Source organism: Providencia sp. PROV130 (genome assembly GCF_028482225.1).
Lineage (GTDB): Bacteria > Pseudomonadota > Gammaproteobacteria > Enterobacterales > Enterobacteriaceae > Providencia > Providencia rettgeri.
Map to the genome: position 1 here is coordinate 34,704 of NZ_JAMPQC010000024.1, position 20,501 is coordinate 55,204.

20 protein-coding genes are annotated in these 20,501 nt (G+C 37.5%); 6 read left to right on the plus strand and 14 right to left on the minus strand.

Annotated elements, in window-relative coordinates; translation table 11 throughout:
- Positions 1-5: 5 nt before the first annotated feature.
- From PSF28_RS16580 to PSF28_RS16590, 3 genes are all read left to right on the plus strand, one after another.
- Entirely contained in the window at positions 6-500 is a 495-nt protein-coding gene (locus PSF28_RS16580) for a fimbrial protein (RefSeq protein ID WP_210840236.1), read from the plus strand.
- Positions 500-1,054 carry a fimbrial protein gene (locus tag PSF28_RS16585; RefSeq protein WP_272685376.1) on the plus strand — a complete coding sequence of 185 codons (555 nt, stop codon included), beginning with the start codon at positions 500-502 and terminating at the stop codon, positions 1,052-1,054. The genes PSF28_RS16580 and PSF28_RS16585 overlap by 1 nt, the downstream gene beginning before the upstream one ends.
- A 66-nt stretch (positions 1,055-1,120) precedes the next feature.
- Positions 1,121-1,984 carry an MrpH family fimbial adhesin gene (locus PSF28_RS16590; RefSeq protein WP_210840237.1) on the plus strand — a complete coding sequence of 288 codons (864 nt, stop codon included), beginning with the start codon at positions 1,121-1,123 and terminating at the stop codon, positions 1,982-1,984.
- Positions 1,985-2,063: 79 nt separating this feature from the next.
- Here PSF28_RS16590 and PSF28_RS16595 read toward each other — a convergent pair whose 3' ends face one another.
- The 8 genes from PSF28_RS16595 to PSF28_RS16630 form a co-directional block, all read right to left on the minus strand.
- Positions 2,064-2,540 (minus strand): FidL-like protein, encoded by a 477-nt coding sequence (locus tag PSF28_RS16595; RefSeq protein ID WP_210840238.1) that lies wholly within the window; start codon positions 2,538-2,540, stop codon positions 2,064-2,066.
- On the minus strand, positions 2,541-3,512 hold the full coding sequence (locus PSF28_RS16600; protein WP_272685377.1) for a winged helix-turn-helix domain-containing protein: 972 nt from the start codon (positions 3,510-3,512) through the stop codon (positions 2,541-2,543).
- A gap of 441 nt (positions 3,513-3,953) precedes the next feature.
- Positions 3,954-5,948: a TonB-dependent receptor plug domain-containing protein gene (locus PSF28_RS16605; protein ID WP_272685378.1), complete on the minus strand. Its 1,995-nt coding sequence runs from the start codon at positions 5,946-5,948 to the stop codon at positions 3,954-3,956.
- A gap of 132 nt (positions 5,949-6,080) precedes the next feature.
- A complete protein-coding gene (gene modD / locus PSF28_RS16610) occupies positions 6,081-6,926 on the minus strand; it encodes a ModD protein (RefSeq protein WP_272685379.1) in 846 nt (281 codons plus the stop codon).
- Complete coding sequence (locus PSF28_RS16615) at positions 6,923-7,741, minus strand: class I SAM-dependent methyltransferase (RefSeq protein ID WP_272685380.1); 819 nt, start codon at positions 7,739-7,741, stop codon at positions 6,923-6,925. Before PSF28_RS16615 ends, modD begins: the two co-directional genes overlap by 4 nt.
- A gap of 11 nt (positions 7,742-7,752) precedes the next feature.
- Positions 7,753-8,520: an ABC transporter ATP-binding protein gene (locus PSF28_RS16620; RefSeq protein WP_272685381.1), complete on the minus strand. Its 768-nt coding sequence runs from the start codon at positions 8,518-8,520 to the stop codon at positions 7,753-7,755.
- Entirely contained in the window at positions 8,517-9,533 is a 1,017-nt protein-coding gene (locus PSF28_RS16625) for a FecCD family ABC transporter permease (RefSeq protein WP_272685382.1), read from the minus strand. Before PSF28_RS16625 ends, PSF28_RS16620 begins: the two co-directional genes overlap by 4 nt.
- Positions 9,530-10,567 (minus strand): ABC transporter substrate-binding protein, encoded by a 1,038-nt coding sequence (locus PSF28_RS16630; RefSeq protein ID WP_272685383.1) that lies wholly within the window; start codon positions 10,565-10,567, stop codon positions 9,530-9,532. The genes PSF28_RS16625 and PSF28_RS16630 overlap by 4 nt, the downstream gene beginning before the upstream one ends.
- A gap of 200 nt (positions 10,568-10,767) precedes the next feature.
- Between PSF28_RS16630 and gntR the strand changes: the two genes are divergently transcribed.
- From gntR to gntU, 3 genes are all read left to right on the plus strand, one after another.
- Positions 10,768-11,763 carry a gluconate operon transcriptional repressor GntR gene (gntR, locus tag PSF28_RS16635; RefSeq protein WP_004915189.1) on the plus strand — a complete coding sequence of 332 codons (996 nt, stop codon included), beginning with the start codon at positions 10,768-10,770 and terminating at the stop codon, positions 11,761-11,763.
- A gap of 430 nt (positions 11,764-12,193) precedes the next feature.
- The gene (gene gntK / locus PSF28_RS16640) at positions 12,194-12,736 is read left to right on the plus strand and encodes a gluconokinase (protein ID WP_272685384.1); all 543 of its coding nucleotides are present in this window, start codon (positions 12,194-12,196) and stop codon (positions 12,734-12,736) included.
- Entirely contained in the window at positions 12,733-14,088 is a 1,356-nt protein-coding gene (gene gntU, locus PSF28_RS16645; protein WP_210839314.1) for a gluconate transporter, read from the plus strand. Before gntK ends, gntU begins: the two co-directional genes overlap by 4 nt.
- Before the next feature lie 86 nt (positions 14,089-14,174).
- Here gntU and PSF28_RS16650 read toward each other — a convergent pair whose 3' ends face one another.
- From PSF28_RS16650 to PSF28_RS16675, 6 genes are read right to left on the minus strand one after another with little or no spacing between them, the layout of a single operon-like run.
- Complete coding sequence (locus PSF28_RS16650; protein WP_272685385.1) at positions 14,175-16,160, minus strand: ATP-binding cassette domain-containing protein; 1,986 nt, start codon at positions 16,158-16,160, stop codon at positions 14,175-14,177.
- Positions 16,147-16,617 (minus strand): hypothetical protein, encoded by a 471-nt coding sequence (locus PSF28_RS16655; RefSeq protein ID WP_272685386.1) that lies wholly within the window; start codon positions 16,615-16,617, stop codon positions 16,147-16,149. The genes PSF28_RS16650 and PSF28_RS16655 overlap by 14 nt, the downstream gene beginning before the upstream one ends.
- 4 nt (positions 16,618-16,621) lie before the next feature.
- Positions 16,622-17,872, minus strand: a complete 1,251-nt coding sequence (locus tag PSF28_RS16660) for an HlyD family efflux transporter periplasmic adaptor subunit (RefSeq protein WP_210839320.1) — start codon at positions 17,870-17,872, stop codon at positions 16,622-16,624.
- Positions 17,853-19,079 carry a TolC family protein gene (locus PSF28_RS16665; protein ID WP_210839322.1) on the minus strand — a complete coding sequence of 409 codons (1,227 nt, stop codon included), beginning with the start codon at positions 19,077-19,079 and terminating at the stop codon, positions 17,853-17,855. The genes PSF28_RS16660 and PSF28_RS16665 overlap by 20 nt, the downstream gene beginning before the upstream one ends.
- A 4-nt stretch (positions 19,080-19,083) precedes the next feature.
- Positions 19,084-19,953, minus strand: coding sequence for a hypothetical protein (locus PSF28_RS16670; RefSeq protein ID WP_198642011.1), 870 nt, complete (start codon positions 19,951-19,953; stop codon positions 19,084-19,086).
- A 1-nt stretch (position 19,954) separates the two neighbouring features.
- Positions 19,955-20,410 (minus strand): hypothetical protein, encoded by a 456-nt coding sequence (locus tag PSF28_RS16675; RefSeq protein WP_272685387.1) that lies wholly within the window; start codon positions 20,408-20,410, stop codon positions 19,955-19,957.
- Positions 20,411-20,501: the final 91 nt, after the last annotated feature.

A 20,501-nucleotide genomic window follows, 5' to 3' on the forward strand; every position in this document is an offset into this window, starting at 1 on the left:
GAGATGTGAAGATTGTTAATAACATAATCGGGTTGGTGTTACTCAGTACCATTTTATCGTTTACATCAGTCGCTAAGGATTATGAAACAGAGATTAAGATTAAAGGGAATTTAATTACACCACCGCCTTGTCATGTTGATGATGGTAAGGATATTGAAGTCGATTTTGGCAATGTATCAATAAAGTCAATTCAAGGTAATGACCAAAAAAGACAGGTTAATTACCAGATTCAATGTGGTGAAAATAAAAATAATTGGTCTATGTATCTGATGTTAGATGGAATAAAAAGTGACTTTGATAGGAATGGGTTAAATACTGGCGTTAATAATCTTGCAGTAAAATTCCAGCTTGCGGATACCCAATTGGAGTTAGGCAAAAAATACCTCATTAATCCTAGCTCCCCCGGTGTACTTTGGGCTGTATTAGTCAGAAATGGCAATAATGAATTAAAGACCGGTGATTTTATTGCCAATGGCACCATGGTTGTGGAGTATCAATAATGAAAAAAATGCCCTCATTATTAATCGGAACATTATTTTCTTTGATAACTATGGCATTTTTAAGTAGCAATGTTGTTTTCGCTGCTAAAAATAATGTCAAAGTCAAAGGGACGTTGGTAAATTCACCTTGTGTCGTTTTACCTGAAAATAAAACGATGGATGTGGATTTTGGGGATATCCGATTATTAGATATTTATGACCCGACCTACCAATTACCGCGTAAAGAGCTAACACTTGTATTATCGAATTGTGATTTATCTATCGCCCAAAAAATGAAAGTGAAATTTACCGGTGCTGAACATGGACAAATGTCAGGGTATTTAGCTTTGACAGGTGCAGAATCTAATCCAGGTTTGGGAATTGGCATTGAACTTTCTAGCGGTGAAGAAATTAAAGTAAATCAATTTTCATCATTGGTACCGATTCTTAAAACCGGAAAAAATGAATTGAAATTTAATACATTTCTCAAAGTAACCCCTGATGCGATCAATAACAAGCAAATTAAAACAGGGCGTATTGCGGCAACGGCAACTTTTTTATTTGAGTACGAGTAATTTTATTCTCAGAACCTCATCCGATGATGATATCAACACGTTCAAATGAATATAAAGAGATATAAAATGGGAAAACGAATTCAGCAATTATTATTAGCCATACCGTTCTTATTTTTTGGTGTGGGAAGTTACGGTTCAACCTATTTTTCTTATGTGGAAGAAGTTGAATCATTATCTAAGTATGAAAATATTTACCATTTTGTGATGGAATATTGGAAGGAAAGCTCCCCTTATGAAGGTAATCCATGTCAATCGGTGCTTGGTAGTACCGGTGCTAAACGCTGTTATTTTACAATTAATCATTTACATTCAGGGAAAGAGACAGGAGGAATAGCTTCTCGTGCAGATTGGTCGTGTGATGTCAATTTTGCAGCTTACACGTCAATGGCTGGCATTATCAGAGATGCAAAGGCGACTTGTGGCCTCTCTTTTCCTAGAACAGGTAAGAGCCAACATAGTGGGGCAATCACAACGGATGAATGTGTAGGGATATTTTTAACCACCTCAAAAGGGGCTCAAGGCAAATTATTACCGGGTGGGATCTGTGGGATTGCACCGCCTCCAGCAGGAAAATGTTATTTCACGACGCCAATAGGTGGAGGGAGTTCTCTTGAGTTAAATCACGGTGCTTTAAATGCGGATGAACTCAATGGTGATGTAGAAACTGGATTATTTTATATTCAATGCAATAAAGATATGAGCGTTAAGGTTTCTTCAAACTTGCAGCAAGATAATGTGTATTTACGACCAAATGGTGAATTGCAGTCTTACGTGACATTAAATAATCAATCGGCATCAAAAGGATTGGTTCAATCAGTAAAAGCTAATCAAGTTTGGCCAGTACAAGTGGCATCAACACTAAGAACCAATGGTGCAGTTGCTCCGGGGAAATTTAGTGGCCGCATTACCCTTGTTTTAACTATTCCATGATTTAAATAGATATTTGGATTCGTCATTTCCCATGTTGACGGTTTTGCCTACTTAAACGTAATTGTTGGTAGGCTTTTTTTTATTGAATTTGGCAAGTGAAAGCGGAGTAGGATTCATCTTTTATGATATAAATATTGTCGTCCATTTTAGTAATGTTGACATAATATTTTATTTTATCTTTTTCTAATTGGATAAAGTTAGAAAATAATTTCTCTGGAATGTTGTCTGAACTGGTTACTGATGTCGATGAGAACGTCACTGCATAGTTACCTTTGTGGTCAACATCTTGATAATCAAAATAAAGAGCTCTATCTAACCGGTAAATTTGGTTATTATCTTTTAAGTAACCATACATATTCATTCGGCCTTGCTGGTTTGCGGAAAGTTGGATATTAACTTTTGATTTTAAACTTAAGCCATCTTGAGTATTGTTATCTTTAATCCATAGTATTTCAGAGTGACAAATTTGAATGCTATGACTATTTTTTTTGATCATGAATGATGCAGTCGATGCTGCTGCTATCAAAACTAATGATGCCACAAGATATTTTTTCATTTAGATTCTCTGGTCATTTATTGAGATACAATCGTATTTTTTATTAATTTCTTTGCAAATACTGATGGAGATATTTTTATCTATAGCATAAGATTTATTAAAATCTGATAAAAGAATAATTCTCTTTGGCTCATCACATGGAATATTATATTTATTCAGTTTTTTATTTACGATAGCAATATTATCTTTAGATATGCTCCCTGCCATATCAATCGGTGTCTGTATTACGCAGTTTCCATTTGAACTCACTGTCAGATAGTGATTTACCGGGTTAGGTTTATCCATTGAATACTGAATAAATAAATAGATTAAATAACATATTGCCAATGTTGAAATCGCTAAAAATACTATTTTTAAGGTTTTTTTACTCTTATTTTTATCGATTATCTCATCTTTCCTATTTTGAAGGGGAGGGGTGTTATCAATAACCATATTATAAATATGGTCATTCTCTATTTTACCAATAGAGCTTGGTGGTTCATCAATAGTGGGTATGAGTGAAGGGTGGGTCGTTAGTTGGCTATCGACTGACTGTGGAAAGGCGTCTAAGGTTTCAATATAATCATATTTATCATTTAGATAAATAATATCCTCTTTTACATTACTATTTTCAGCCTCTCTATTTTCATGTATGGATATATGATTATCGAGGCGAAAGCCTTTTTTAGGCACGGTAACGATCGACTTAGGGTCGATACCAATTTGTTCCAGCTTTTTTCTTATTTCACTAATATAAGTATTTAAATTATTGTTAGAGCCAACTAGTCCATATTCTTCCCATACACTAGTTAAAAGTTCATCGCGTGTTGCGATGCCTTTTTTAATATTTAATAAAATGATTTCATTGAATAACCTAGCTGCAGGTTTAGATAACTCAATACTTTGATTTCGATCATTTTTTAGATATATTAAACTTGTACTCTGTTCGAAAATATATTTTTCATCAATAGTATAGTCATGTGCCTCGTTCATAGATTCCGCTTGCTCTCTCTAATTAAAAGGACGAATAGCAAAGCTACAAATAATTGCAGCTAATTTAAGTTAATAAAAAACTTTAGATAAATATTATTATTTATTATAGTTTAAATACTGAATCAATTAACTGCAAGTATTGTGAGGTGAGCTTTTTTGTAATGAATTAGCAAATTTATTGAATCGACACCCTGATTGGAATTAAAAGCTATATAAAAATAACTTTTAGGCGGTGAAGTCTGTGTTTTTGGTAAATTTTGCGTAAAAACAATACTTTAATCTAAATAATTCCAATGTGATGTGTGGATGTTCTTTTTTAAGAGTGTTCCTAGTTATTTGTACTTAGTTCAATATTTAATTATCTCTGCGGGACACAGATTAATCTTATTTTATTTATATATTATTAGGCAATGATTAAAGTCATTGCCTAATATATTTAGATTAGTATTTATATTCAATACCTAACCAATAATTACGGCCTTCTTCAATATATCCATTAGTATATTCATATGACTTATCGAATAAGTTATTAACTGATGTATTAACAGATATCCCTTGTCCAAAATCATAATCTAAACGTAGGTCAGTCTTAGCATATCCACGCACCTTGCTATCCGCATCGACATAATTAAAGGCCCAGCTTCTTGCTTCTTCGGCTACAGTAATGCTGAATGGCTCATAAGGGGTAAATTTCACCCAAGCGAAGGCTTTGTGGGTAGGTAATTCAGCAACATGTTTAACGCTGTAGTGTTTTGGATCAGCATGAATGTAGCCGTAACTTAAACCCGCTTCCAACCAATCGGTAATTTGCCCGTTAGTCCCTAAATCAATCCCAAAGTAGTCAACTTTGCCGCTGTTACGATTTTCGAGTATATAACCTCCATCCTGATTAGTACCAACACGATGTGCCATAATGGCATCAGTTACATGGTTATAATAGAGACTTGAAGTATATGACCAAGTGGGGGAGATGTGTCCCTTGTAAGTCAAATCATAGGTAAGAGCACGCTCAGTATCGATATGTGGGTTAATGATGAAGGTGTCGTCACTTTTCATTTTTTCTTTGGTATAACGCTCTTTCTGCGTTGGGAAACGGCTTCTTTCTGAAACTGAGAACTGCACGGTATCTTCATTCGCTAAGTGGTAGCGAGCCATGACTTCCCAGTTGAACGCATGTTGGCTATTACCATCGTATTTTTCAAAATCACCAGATTTGTAATCATAGCGCTTACCGTCAGCACTTTTGCGCCAGTCATAGCCAATACCACCAATAATATCTAAGTTATCCATGGCAACCCATTGATATTCGGTAGCAATAGAATAGGTATTATCTTTATAGCGGTCGAATGGGGCATCTCTTTTGGCGCGTGCACGGTGGACGTCTTCTTTCCAGTGTGCAGCAAATGACAGCATATCTAATTCACGTACGGTGAAGTCAACACGCATGTCAGCACCGTTACTGTAATCATCGTAACGGCTGTAGTTATAAAGGCCTTTTTCGTAATCTTTAACAGATTTATACTGATGAAGCGTATTTTTGAATGTATCGTGGTATAGGCGACTCTGTAAGGCGATATCGTCGGTGACTTGGGTTGTACCGTTGAAATAGATGCTTTCTTTGTCATAAGCAGGCCACTGCCAAATTTGAGGCTTGCTATTTGTCACACTCGGTGGGCTATTTTTATCGCCATCTTGTTTTAAATAAGTCACGACGTATTCATCTGCTTCTCGTGGTGTCCAGCCTACTTTCACCATCATACGTTTATCATCAGTTGCTGAATTCGGGCGACGGCCATTATTACCCGCTAATGGGTTATTATTTTCTGAACCCGGTATTCCCATAAAGCGCTGCTTATATTGACTGCTACTGACTTGAATAAAACCGAGATCGTTACGACCCCCTAAACGTGCGCTGATATTGTGGGCGTTATCTGCACCGCGGGCAAAACCTTGGTTTAAGCTAATATTGGCTTCAAAGGATTTTTGAGGCGTGGCGGTGGTTAAGTTGATAGCCCCGCCCATCAGGTTTGGGCCTTGTAATAGAGAGGTATAGCCGGTAGATAACTCAACGCTGGCTAGCTCACTAGTCATAAAACGGCCAAGGTCTAGTGTACCGTCATAAGGCACGTAAGTTGGAATACCATCAAAGAAAATAGGTACTTGGCGGCTATCAAAGCCACGTACATTGACTTGAGTTTCATTGCGGTTTCCTGATTTTTGAATAGAAACTCCTGGCATGGTACTCAGCGCCTGTGCGACGTTTGTTTTATTCAACTGCTTCATTTGGTTTTCTGTGATGATGTTAGCATCAGCGGCAAGCGGGGTGCTCCAAACGGACATCACATCGGTATTTTTTTCAGTGTTAGGTGAGGCTGCGTAGCCCTGTGTCGTGAATAAAGCCATCCCAATCCAATAGGTAATTTGTTTTATTTTCATTATGTCTTTCCAGTTTTGTAAATAACGATATATTATTTTTTATACAACGATATGCGTCATTAACCATAGGTGGATGCAGCCTACGGGGTAGGCTGTTTTTACGAACGGTTTTTCTGACGCTAACTTCTTAGCTTACTGCTTAAAAATCTTCACTTTTATATCTCGCGGTGCTGCGTAGTAAGGCGCTGATGTAATTAAGAGTGACACACCAGTTTGCGCGAATGCTTCTATTGTTTTTAAATTAACTCCACCAGCAATGGATAGCCGACAAGGTCGGTGGTGTTGCTTAGTGAGTTCTTGTAATTGCTGAATTTTTTCAATGGGCAGTTTATCGAGTTGTACAATATCGGCTTGTGCATTGATTGCAAGAATGGCCTGCTCGTAATTATCGGCCTCAACAATAATCATTTTTTCTGGGGCTGCTTGGCGCAGTGTTTTTATATGGCTTGACCAATCATCTAGATTTTCAAGGCATTGACGATGGTTGGTGAACAGTAAAATGCTTTCTGCGCTGCCAGCTCGATGAATAATAGCGCCCCCTGCCAAAATCGCAGTTAAGGCAAGAGGCTTGGTATGAGGAATGGTTTTTCGAGTACACGCAAGCTGCCCATCCGGTTGATATTGCCGCAAAATACTGACCATTTGCTGGGTGTAGTGGCTGACACCACTACACCATTCAAGCACGTTTTGCACCGCTTTCCAGCCTTGATGCAAGGCTTCAATCGGCCCAGTGGCAGAAATTAAAACACTTTGCGGCTCAACAAGTTGGCCATCTTGAAAGTGGCAATCACAAGTGATCCCCAGTTTCTCTAGCATGCGTTTGGCGATAATCAGCCCACTGATACAACCTCCGAATTTGGATGTAAAGGTTATTACACCCATTTGAGAGTGCAAGCCGAGTGCCCGTGTGGTGAGGTCACCGTATTGAATGTCATCTAGCAGTAGTTGGTCGATTAATGTATCGGGTAGGTAAATCATAATGTCAGTTCCGATTCATCAACCACATCCCAAGATACCATTGCCCAATCTCTGGATGGATAATGGATTGTTTTACCTAAAGCCGTTTGCTCATCATAGTACTTACGTAAGATAGCGGTTTCTTCTGGGGTGATATTTTTAAGAGACCAATTGACGCTGTCAGCGAAAGTGTCAAAGCTATCAAACCCACCTTTCTTAGGACTTTTGATAAAATCAACGCGCGCATTAATGCCCATTTGATGCAAAATATTCACGGCGTAAATGTAGGTTGGCAAACGAATAACTTCGCGGCCTATCTTGCGAATAATGTGTTCATCAATAAATGTTGGGTTGATGGTATGAGTGGTGTAAACCCGTAATTTTGTTTGGCGATTGAGCTTGAGTAAAGCGGCTTTTAAATCATCAACGAGTGTTGAACGCGATGCCACTGAAATATCCACTTTTGGCAATGAACTCCAATCATCTTCCCATGCGAGTACTTCAAAGCGTGCATGGTGAATAGCGAGTTCTTTTGCGCGCAGTTCAGCCATCTCAAGCATGCCACGACTATAATCAATACCAATAACATCTTTGAATTCATTCGCAAGGCACAGGCTGATGGAGCCAGGACCACAGCCTACATCAAGCAGCGTTTCAGCACCTGTTAAATCCATTAACTCACGAAATTGGACTAAATATGGGTCATAAGGGTTAGCGCAAGTTTGCGCCATTTGTTGTGCTTTTTTATCCCAATGTTCCGGTTCTTTACGGCTTCGTTGAGCTTGTTGCATATGTTGCTGGTACATTTTTGCAAAATCGATTTGATTGATTAACATGGCTTCTGACCTTAACTAAAAAACGTTGATGGAAGCTGAAAGTGAGCTTGAATACTATGTTTATCCACATTATAGAGGGCTGACAAGTTAGTAAGTGTTAACATACATTTTGGTAACCCTTGTCTCGCTTTTTGCTGTTGATTAAGCAAAATAACATTGTCAGCAATGGCTGCGGCATGTTGTGGATGGTGAGTTGACATCAAAATTGTCATACCGTGAGATTTTAATTTTTCGATTTGCTCCAGTAGGCGAATTTGATTACCAAAATCAAGGCTAGCGGCAGGTTCATCCATAATTAGAAGTAATGGTTTTTGTATTAAAGCCCTTGCTATCAATACTAATTGCTTTTCTCCGCCACTAAGCGTGCTGTATAGGCGAGTTGCTAAATGTAAGATATTCAGATGCTTGAGTTGTTGATAGGCTAAATTTTTTTCTGTTTCTTTAGGAACCGAAAACAATGAAATATGCGGTGTTAAGCCCATCATAACCATATCAAGTACCGTGAAGGTAAAGGGGGTATCATGAGCTTGGGGAACATAGGCGACAGTTTTGGCGATTTCGCGTGGTTTAAGGCTCTGAATCTCTTGCCCATTGAGCCAGACCTTACCTTTAATTGCCGGTAATAATCCCAGTAAAGTTTTCATTAACGTGGTTTTACCGCAGCCGTTGGCGCCTAATAAGCAGCTAATCTCACCTTTAGGTAACGAAAGATTAATACTGTCAATGATTGATATGTCATGATAGCCAATAGCGACCTCTTGCAAAGACAAAATACTCATTTCACCCGCCTTGTCTGTAACAAAATAGCCAAAAAGAAGGGGGCGCCAATTGCAGAGGTTAAAATGCCTATGGGTAATTCAATTGCCGCAATAGTCCGTGCTAAGGTATCTGTAATGAGTAATAAAATAGCACCAATTGCCAGTGATGCAGGGAGCTGATAGCGAAAGTTAGCGCCCACTATCATTCGAGTGATATGTGGCACAATCAAGCCTATCCAGCCAATAATTCCCGCAATAGAAACCGCACTTGCCGTGAGTAAAGTGGCACAAACAATGAAGATAGCACGAGTTAAACTGACATTGATCCCAAGGCTTTTGGCTTCTTCATCCGATAAACTGAGTAAATTCATTCGCCAGCGTAATAATAATAACGGAATAATACCGATAACCATCATCGGTAACACGGAGACTAGGTCAGCTTGGGTAATCGATGACAATCCACCTAACAACCAAAATGTAATGGAAGGCAGTTGAGTGTAGGGGTCTGCAAGAATTTTCATTAAGGAGATGGCAGAACCACATAGTGCACTGATGGCAACACCGACCAGCACCAAGGATAAAACAGGATCATGCTGCCGCGCTAATCGAGCAATAAAACAGACTAAGGAGACGGTGATTAGCCCACCAATAAATGCGCTCAGTTGAATGTAAAATAAGGATTGGCCAAAGAAAATACCGATAACAGCACCCACGCCAGCACCGGCGGAAACGCCTAAAATATCAGGGGAAACTAATGGGTTACGGAACATACCTTGATAAGCAGCACCAGCAATAGCCAGACCTCCACCAATGACAATAGCGGCTAACGTGCGAGGAAATCGTATTTGCCAGAAAATGGTTTCATGGCGCGGGTTGCTCAACTCGCTATGAGAAGATAACTGGCTGACAAATAGATGATAAAGCTCATTGAATGTAAGTGAGTACTTACCACTTATTAAGGCTATAATAAAACTTATTAATAAAATGATGATTAATAAAAGGGATCTTCTTCCTTGTCTCAGTACATCATTCATGATTTTTCCATGAGCAAATCAACTTGCTGCGCCGTTAATGATGAATGGTAGAAATGAGTAAAAAACTCAGCAATATCATGTTTAATATTCGCCGCAATATTTTTATCAAAATGGCTTTGTAGGCGTCTCATTCCTAATAGACGGTTAACGCCTGGAGGCCCATCTAACCAACCAAATGGCATACCACTAAATAGTAATAATTGGTTGTTGGCGATGGCATCAAGACCTTTCCATAATGTGGAATTTGTCATTAATTCAATGGATTCGTCATATTGAGTTATAATGATGTCAGGGTTCCATTGATATAATTGCTCCATAGAAACCGTAGTCAGGCCATGGAAATTAGGGATATCAACCACATTACGTAAACCGAGTATTTCAATTGCTTCAGTATGAATTGAGCCCTTAGCGCCAGTTTCTAAACCTTTTGCTCCTCTTGCAAGGTAAAAACTCAGCGATTTCTGTTGGTTTTGATTGGCAAATAAAGTGGCATCATTAATATAGCGTTGAGCGAGTTGGCTCAGTGTTTGAGCCTGCGGGATAACGCCTAAAATTTCACCTAGTTGTGTAAGTTGTTGAGGTGAATCTTTTAACCCACCTGCGATTAATAAATAAGGTACATGAGTTTGTTTGGCGACCTTTTCAGCTTGTGAGCGATAAGTTTCGTCAATGTTTCCAGTATCAATGATCAGGTCTGGGCTATAAGACAGCAGCTGCTCAAGAGAAAGGGTACTCCCACGGCCTGCTAAGCGGCCATAAACAGGCAGCTCAAGCCATTGTGGTGCAAAAAGGCCGGTTTGCCCTTTTTTCAGCGAAATAGAGGCGAAACCCACCATCTTTTCAGGAGCTAATGCGAACATCAGTAAGTCGGAAGGAGGACCTGAACTGATGACTCGGTGAATATTTTTTGGTGCTGGGAGTTTTCCAAATATGGCAGCTTCAACGGCTAGGCGAGTTTGTGCAAAGCTCGGTAAGCTGTAAAAAATAGCCAGCGCTGCACTGGATTTAAGGAACTGCCTACGATTGATTGCCATAATCTAATTTTATTGCTTCGTTATGATAATAATTATATAACGCGAAAATTAGCGGAGTCATGATAGAGAGTCAACCATAAAAGTTGCCGTGCTCAGAAAATTCGATGTTTATGTGATGTAAATCAGTAACAAAGATTGCTATCCATTAATAGATAGCAGAACATAGTTATCGTTAACGAATTGGATATCGCTTTGAACTTATGAAGAAAAAAAGACCTTCTTTGCAGGATGTTGCCGACCAAGTTGGCGTCACAAAAATGACGGTGAGCCGTTTTTTACGAAACCCTGAGCAGGTTTCAGAAGCTTTGCGTGATAAAATTGCTCAAGCGGTGGAGGCTTCCGGGTATATTCCGAATAAGGCGCCCGATATTTTATCGAATTCAACCAGTCATGCTATTGGGGTGCTACTGCCTTCTTTGACTAACCAAGTTTTTGCCGAAGTCATCCGTGGAATTGAAGCGGTAACAGATCGTCATGGTTACCAAACCATGCTTGCTCACTATGGTTATTTAGCAGAAAAAGAAGAAGAGCGGCTGACCTCGCTACTTTCTTATAATATTGATGGTGTGATTTTAGCCGAACGAACACACACTGAACGCACATTACGTATGCTGAAAACTGCGGGGATCCCTGTTGTTGAGATTATGGATAGCGTTTCTCCTTGCTTAGATATCGCAGTGGGTATCGATAACTTTGAAGCTTCCCGCCAAATGACCCAGGCGATGATTGAGCGTGGCTGCCGTAAAGTGGTGTATTTAGGGGCAAGGCATGATGAGCGTACTTTTATTCGTTTAAAGGGCTATGAGCAGGCCATGCTCGATGCAAATCTGGAGCCTCGTAATGTGATGACACAAGCTAGCTCGTCATATTCGCTAGGCGCCCAACTACTGCACGATTGCCGTGCTAAATACCCAGATACCGACGGTTTATTCTGTACCAATGATGACTTGGCGATAGGGGCGATTTTTGAGTGTCAACGTCTAGGAATTCAAATTCCACAAGACCTTGCTATTTCAGGCTTTCATGGCCATGACGTAGGGCAAGTGATGACCCCAAAACTGGCAAGTATTTTGACGCCAAGAGACCAAATGGGACGTAAGGCGGCAGAAGTTTTGTTGGCAAGAATGTCTGGTAAGAAGCTTGTCGAGACGCATTTTGATGTAGGGTTTTCTGTCCTTACTGGCGAAAGTATCTAATTTTATCCGTCATACTTCGCGCCGTAGCGTCGTTGCCCGCACTTGCTAACTCTAGTCACATACTTATGTATGCTCCCAGAGGTTAGCTCGATTGGCGTCTAGCTACAACACGAATTATTTAGGATAAAGAGCACGCTATAATGCGAGTTATTAATTCAAATTATTTAGGGTAGCTTTATCCGTCATACTTCGCGCCGTAGTGTGAATTATTTACGATAGCTTTATTTGTTGAACTTCAAATTATTAAAAACTCATATCTTGGCACCCTCTATATTATTGCGATAACTATCACAGATCTGTTCTCTTCTTCGCCAATTTGATTGCTAAATAAATCTGCACTGATGATAATGTTACCCGTAACTTGTTACCGGTAACAAATGCCGGTTTTTAACTAAAGCCAGGACAATAGTGAATATCTGAGGAGTTTCCGATGAATGATACCCAAAAACAAAACTATACATTTGTCTTAATGGGGGTATCGGGTAGTGGTAAGTCTGCTGTTGCCACAGGTGTCGCACAGCAACTGCAAGCTGTCTTCCTTGATGGTGACTTTCTTCACCCTAAATCAAATATTTTAAAAATGGCATCGGGTCATGCATTGAATGATGATGACCGCCAACCTTGGTTGGAAGCATTAAACCAAGCGATTTTTGCTATGCAGAGAACCAATTCTGTTTCTTTAGTGGTCTGTTCAGCACTGAAGAAAAAATATCGAGATATTTTAAGAGTTGATAATAAAAACTTATTTTTTATCTACTTGAAAGGAGATTCAGTTGTCATTGAAGAAAGATTAAAAGCACGTAAAGGGCACTTCTTCAAACCTGAAATGTTAAAAACTCAATTTGCTACTTTAGAAGAACCAACTACAGCAGAAACTGATGTTCATGTTGTTGATATTCGCCAAACACTTGAAGATGTCATCGGTAATACCTGCTCAACGATTAAACAAATTGTCGCAGGAGAGAAATCATGAACTCAGTCGAAACGCTTAGCACGTTAACCTTAGTGCTAACAGCTGTTGGCTCGGTCGTTTTACTTTTATTTTTAGTCATGTATGCACGGTTGCACGCTTTTGTTGCATTAATGATCGTATCAATCGGAGCTGGTCTATTTTCAGGGATGCCTGTTCAACAGATCACTGAAACCATGCAAAAAGGAATGGCAGGAACACTCGGCTTCTTAGCCATTGTCGTAGCATTGGGCGCTATGTTCGGTAAAATTCTGCATGAAACAGGCGCATTAGACCAGATAGCGAATAAGTTACTTAACCTGTTTGGTGAAAAAAATGCACATTATGCTGTCGGTGTTGCAGGGCTGATTTGTGCATTACCGCTCTTCTTTGATGTGGCGATTGTCTTGTTAATCGGAGTGGTGTTTGCGGTAGCGAACCGTACTGGCCATAACGTTGTTCGTCTTGCTATCCCATTATTTGCAGGGGTTGCCGCTGCAGCAGCGTTCTTATTACCGGGGCCAACCCCAATGTTGGTTGCATCACAAATGGGCGCAGATTATGGCTGGATGATTTTAATTGGTCTGTGTGCTGCTATCCCAGGCATGATTTTAGCAGGACCTTTATTTGGTAAATTTATCAGTAACTTTGTTCATATTGATATTCCAGCAGATTACCAAGCGCCAAATACAGAACATGGCAGAATGCCAAGCTTTGGATTTAGCTTGTGTTTAGTGCTTTTCCCATTGGTATTAGTGGGTTTAAAAACCATCGGAACACATTTAGTTGAAAAAGGAACCACGCTTGAGCATTGGTTAGAGTTTATCGGTCATCCTTTCACCGCATTACTGCTAGCGTGTTTACTGGCGATTTATGGCCTAGGTTTCCGTTATGGTATGGATAAAGAAAAGGTCATGGCAGTTTGTTCTGCAGCGATTCAACCCGCTGGGATCATTTTACTGGTGACGGGTGCTGGTGGTGTATTTAAACAAATTTTAGTGGATTCAGGTGTCGGCCCTGCGTTAGGTGACTCTTTAATTGGTGCTGGCTTACCGATTGCGGTTGCTTGTTTTGTATTAGCTGGTGCAGTACGAGTTATTCAAGGTTCTGCCACTGTTGCATGTTTAACTGCAGTAGGCTTGGTACTCCCTGTTATCAGTGAGTTAGGTTACTCAGGAGCACAGCTGGCGGCTTTAGCGATTTGTATCTCAGGCGGTTCATTGATCTTAAGCCATGTGAATGACTCTGGTTTCTGGCTATATGGCAAGTTTACGGGGGCGACAGAAGCGCAAACCTTAAAAACTTGGACAGTCATGGAAACTATCCTTGGTACGACAGGGGCAATCGTTGGTATGGTGTTCTTTATGTTCTTGTAATACGGTTCATAAAAACACACCAAAGTTAAATTCATTGAATGAAAACTTAAGCAAAACGCCCACAATTAAGTGGGCGTTTTGCTTTATTAGCTCAAGCTAATTTTAGGAATAACAATTTCATTGTGATGCTGTGGGGAGTTAATGCGTTTAGCGTGACCCGATGATAATTCAATATGTGCTGTAAAAAATGAGGCTAACCCTAAGTCGTGAGTAGAAAAGAAAATAATTGATTTGTTTAATTTAAACTCTTGTTTCATTAATTGTAAGAATGAAAGTGCATCAGAGGTTGCCATAAATGATGTTGATTCATCTAAAAATAGCATGTCAGGTTGTTTTAATAGAGCAAGGACGAGCTGTAACTTTTGTTTTTCCCCGGTAGAGGCGGCGATGTCAGTGACGAGTGTATCGTCTAATGTTTCTTTACTTATCAGTAAATTCGGGCAACATAATTTGGTTAGTCGAACAATGATACTGTTATCAAATACACCGTAGAAATTAAAATTGTCACGAATGCTGCCATGAATGAATGCTGAAATACCATTATGGTAGGCAATTTTTTCGGTTAAAAAGGATTGGGAAATTTCATCGATACCAATACCATTGATTGTAATATCCCCTGATGAGTATTCTGAAGTTCCACATAAGGCTTTCATTAATGATGTCTTTCCTACTCCTGAAATACCCGTAATACCGATGACATCACCGGGTTTGGCTTCAATATTGAGCGGGTTAATAATCGTTTTACCATGAATACTAACGCTAAGATTTTTTGCACTAAAATGTGTTATTGAATCTGTTGTTATGCCATCTACTTTGAAATGAATAAACTGATTGTTTTTTAACTGATCAATACTGGATTTGATATGAAATAGGTGCGTTTTTACGATAAATAAGCGATTAATCGCGCTTGTGATTGCACCAGAAAGTCGACCATTAATGATCATGACGGCAATTACGGAAGCTAAGCTTAAACTCCCTTCACCGATAGCCAAATAGCTAGCTATGTACATTACGATCATGGATAAAAACGTATTTACTTTGATAATTTCCATCCAATGGTGATTGGCCTCGCTTAGTTTTAATTTTATTTTTTCATCTTCATTAGTTTTTATACTGATGTACTGCTTAAAATGATCATCTCTGGCAAAACAAAGTTCATGTTTTTTTTGTTCTAATGAGTAGTACATGGCTGATTTTTCATAGTTTAAGGCATTAGCTCTCAGCATATTTTTGTAGGAAAGAAAGCGGACGTGAAGACATAAAAAGATAAGCCCAGCATAATAGCTCAATAGCAATAATGAATAAAAACCTAACATGCCAATAATGCAAAATGAAAATAAAATGGCTAACCCAATATCATAAATAATTTGTGGTTTAATTTCCCATATCTGTAAGATTGACGCTTCTGCTGTTCTTACCTTAATTGAAGCACTTTTACAGCTAGATTGTTTTAATAGGTTAACAAAATAACGATTAAAAATGCTGATATTAAGCTTTGTTTTTTTTATATTTTGTTCATGAATAATGTGTTTAATAAAAAACTCTAAACCAATAACGACAATGAAAATAAAACTAATATATAAGATTGAGCTTATGGACTCGCTATAAACGAGTCGGGAATTAAATAGGTTTGAATATAAAGGCAATAATAGTGCAAATACGATTAAAGGTAGTGAAAATAAATTTGATTTTGGTGTTAATTTAATCAATGATTTATATATATTCGCTTCATTGAGCATGTTTTCACGTGCAGAGAATGAAAATAAATGTTTATTTTCAATTAGTTGATGTGTTATCGCAGAATCGGTTGTTAGATTGGTTAGCTGGCCTCGATGATTTTTAATGATAATATATTTTCCATCAGTTATCTCCATAATAAACAGTGCTGGTAGCTTTCTTTCACTAAAATCTACAATAGAAACATATTGATAATTGAAAAAATCATTATCAATAAATTCGTTTATATTATTTAGTATATATTTATTGTCATACGAGAGTGTTGGAGGGGTAAATGGTTCTCCTAATATCTTGAAATATTGATTAATAACATCATGGAAATTACTTTCTTTCATTTTCTTCACTCTTCAGGAAGCAAGCGTTAATCCCTTGATTATCTTCAACCGGCTTTAATGCTTTAATGTGTACATTAGGTGTGTTTTTTTTAATTAACACTGTGTTATAGATGGTGTAGGTCATTGCGGCGTCAAAAGATATGTTATTTCCATAACTGCAATAAACATCAATAGATTTAACTTTTTTATTAACAATTAATTTCAAGGTATCGTGGCTAAACATTAATGATTTCACTATGTTATTGCCATTGCCATTGCCATTGCCATCTACATCGCTACTATCGTTATTTATAGATGAGGAAGTTTCAGTATTGTTGTCATCAATTCCGATAAATGCAGTTTTACCTTTATTTTGTTCAGCTGCCATTGTACTCGATAACACATTGGCTAAGAGTACGGCCATGAGTAATGTCATGGTTGCGACAGCAGCAGATAATGCAGAAATAAAACCTAACATAGGGTCACCAAACGTTAAATGTCATGTTATCGCTAACTAATGCGGTTAAATAATGAAATACTGAAATCTCTTTACTTGAGATATAGAGCATCACCGGTAAGCCGTCATGCTCTGGAAGAAGCTCGGTATTTTGTTCAGGTGTAATTTGTACTGAATAATAGCGTTCTTGGTTGGTTCGTTCTCTGTCAGTGAAGGAGTCAGCGCTAATTTTTGTGACCTTTCCGCTAATGATTTTTTTAAATCCGGGGGAATTTACCACAATTTTTGCTGGCAGTTTCGGTGCGATAAAAGGACGATATTTCGCTAATATTTTACCTTCAATGACTCGTGTATCCTGTTGTTTTTTAATTACCATCACTAAATTAGAAGCTTCAACATAAGAACCTTTTTCTAAATCTTTTTCGATGCTTAGTACCACACCATTCGCTGGCGATAACACACTATTCGCTCTTATTTTATTGCGCAGTAAATCCATCTGCCCACTGTTTTCTAATTTCTCTTTTTTCAGGCGATGAAGGAGAGTTTCATTTTCTTGGATCTCACCGATAAGCCGCGCAGTATATTTTTTTTCTAGCAGTGAGATTTCTCGTAATAGCCCTTGAGCATTTAATTCTCCTGATGTCATCAGTGCGTTGGTACGGCTGAGTTCAGCGTTATTATTGAGTTTTTCAATTTCAGGAGCTCTTGCATTTTTTAATAATAAATCTTTTTTTTTCAGAATGTTAATCTGCTTTTCTAATTCACTAGATTCTTTAATTTGTGAGATATATTTATCTCGCAAATTGCTTATCTCCATGCGTAAGAGAATGTGGCCATAGAGTTCTCTATAGGCGCTTAATGTTTTACTCTGTAACCCTTTCGCAAAGAAAAAATATTCAGACTCTGTTTTTATACTTCCATCAAGGATCTTATTTAACAATTTTTTATTTTCTTCTAACTCATTAATACGTTCATTAGCAAATGTAACGAGGTTGGTTAATGTTTTTTCTTGATGAAAGACATCTAAATTCGTATAGGAAAATAAAATTTGCTCTTTCTCGACCTTATCACCGGTTTTTATCGCGAATTGGTTAATAAACCCAGACGCTGGGCTGACTATTTCTAGTCGGTTGGAGACACCTGAGATAACTCCCTCTCCTGGAGAGGATATTTCGATTTTAGCTAATAAAATATACCCAATAAATAAGGATGTGATACCGAGAAGTATTTTCACCTTTTTAGGTAATTGATTTAGTTTATTTAGATAACGTTTCAATTTCAGTTAACTTCCCTGTTAATTGGATATATTCCATTTTGTTTTTCATATCAGCAATCATTAACTCAGCGATGCGTCTTTCCATTGTTAACATATCAAAAAGTGTATTCACCATTTCATAGAAAGAGGACTGTGATATCTCATATTCCCTTTGTTGGCTATTAATTATTGAACGCATAGTCTTACGTTGTGCATGCAGCCCTGTAAGTTCAGTCGAATTTGAGTTAGCAATTAGTTTTAAATTTTTAATTTTAGCGGTTGATTCTTTATATTTATAATCTGCTTTTCCTTTTGTTGCTTCATACAGTTTTAGTTGAGATTTTTCGCTCAGTATTTTATCAAGGTCAAAAATATTTAATTTAACTTCCATTCCCATGTAAGATTCGTTACGGCTTCTAACTTGATCAACAAATCGTTCTTCAGCGATAACATTAACATTCAAGAATGGGTTTTGTTGATAAGCATTTTCTTTCATTGCCTCAGCTTGCATGCGCAGCAAGTTATATTCATTATTTTGTTGTGCATTTTCACTATCAATAACGGTTGCTTGTAATTTTTTTAATAGATTTTTGGGTACTTGTACACCTTTCGAAGGAAAGGTAATCCCCGATAAAAGCTCAATATTTGATTTATATTGTTCAATCTCTTTTTCTATATTCTGTAGTTCTGTTTCAATCCGTTGCATCAACAAAGAGGCTTGCTCAACATCGCTGTATTTTGCTATGCCACTTTTATAACGGTGAGTAATGAGCTTGAAAATATTTTTAGCATTATTATTTAAATCAGCTGTTGTTTTTGTTAGCTCATTGAGGTAATAAATACCAATTAAATTATTTGTTGTTGCGGTGTAAAGTTCTTCTTTTTCTTTGTTTAGTGAAAGTGCGGAAATTTTTAATTTCAAGTTTTTCTCATTAAACCGGTGACTTAACGCAGTGTCATAGATTAATGAACTGGCAGTAATATGACTACTGGTACTCCCATCATGGCTTTTTGTTTTTCCTGATGCTGATATTTTAGGTAGATAATAATAATCTGTCTGTTTTGCTCTAAGGTTTTCAGCCTCTAATTCTAACGCTTTTATTTGAACTGGATTAGAATTTTCTAATACTCGGTTAATAAAGGTTTGAAAGTTTTCTGTGCCTTGATTGGCAAAACTATAACTTGTTGATAGTAAAGTTAATAATAAACCTAATGTGATAGGGCGCATATACTTAATCCATTGATAATAAGGTTAAAAGTTTCTTTCTGCTCTCAATGGTGTTTTCTTTTAGCCATTGCGTAGTTTGGTCGATTTTTAATATTTCTTCTGATATTTTCTCATTTTCATTTCTTTTGTTTATTTTTTCTTCTAATAAGTAAACCGCTAATTTTCTTTTCCAGTCGTCATCAGCGTCTTTTATTGACTGTAAAACGGCTAAGTGGTCTTGTACAGTGTTGGATAAAGTTAGGAGGTGTGACGAAATATCGGTCACAAGTTCATTACTTTCAGTCACAGAAATCATTTTTTGCGCTATAGTAATATTCACTTTCTGTAATTTGTTTAGGGTTTCTTGAATGTGATTAAGTTCTTCTGAGTAATTTACAGATGTCTGTTGTGCAGTTTTTTTATTTTCTTTTTGGTAAAAGAAATGAAAGAAATTCAAACTAACTAATAGCAAAACTGAAATAGAAACACCAAGAATGGACGTTAAGAATGCAAAAGACATTGAATTCAGTGCCATTGAGATAGATGAAATCATAGCATTCATTTTTTCTGAGATATCACCTTCTCCCCCAAGTGATGCTGAGATAGCAGTGATCATCCCTGTTAGGCCAATAAATGTTCCAATTAACCCTAATGATACCGTGACAGATGCAGATAATTTAGTTTGGTTTGAAAGCAATGTATAGTTGCTTTGTTTACTTTTATTAAAAAATCGATGAAATAAGAAGATAATTAAAGGGTAAATATAAATCCCAATCATCGTGTAGCTTATTTCAGGAGCAAGTAATAGACATTGCTGAACCATTTCACGTACTGATTGTAATAAAAAACAAGCGAGAAACGTTGCAGCATAAAAAAATAATCCAAGATAGTACATGTTATTTGTAATCCCAATAAATACATGAATTCCAACCTGGGCAATGTTCACTTGTTCCTTGTTTTAGAACAACCTCTTTATTTATTCCCAGATTTTTAATTAGTGATGCCATATAAAGAAGGTTATAGATGTTTTTTTCTTTACTGTGGCTGACTTTATCATTGATATAACCATTGATAATGATTTTTTTACTTTTGTTTTTAATTATTTCTTGTTTTATTAAAGGAATTTCACTTTTTGATAAATGAATGCCGCCTTTAAAATAAATTCGTTTATTTGGTATGTCTAATTTTGTTTTTTCAAAGTTTAGTTCTCCATAGTGAATATAAGTTTCTGCGGTTTTCATTCCGCTAAAAATAAATACCATAGAAACTAGAATAATTATGCATAATGTTCCACTTAGCCCATCAACCATTGGGGCGAGTTCTTCATCAGAGCTATCGTCATCGTTTTCCATATCTGATTCTTTCATTTTAGAAACAACGTTATTAATTCATGCTCATATTATAGTCGCTATTGCAATGAACTCACTTGAATTTGAGCTCAAA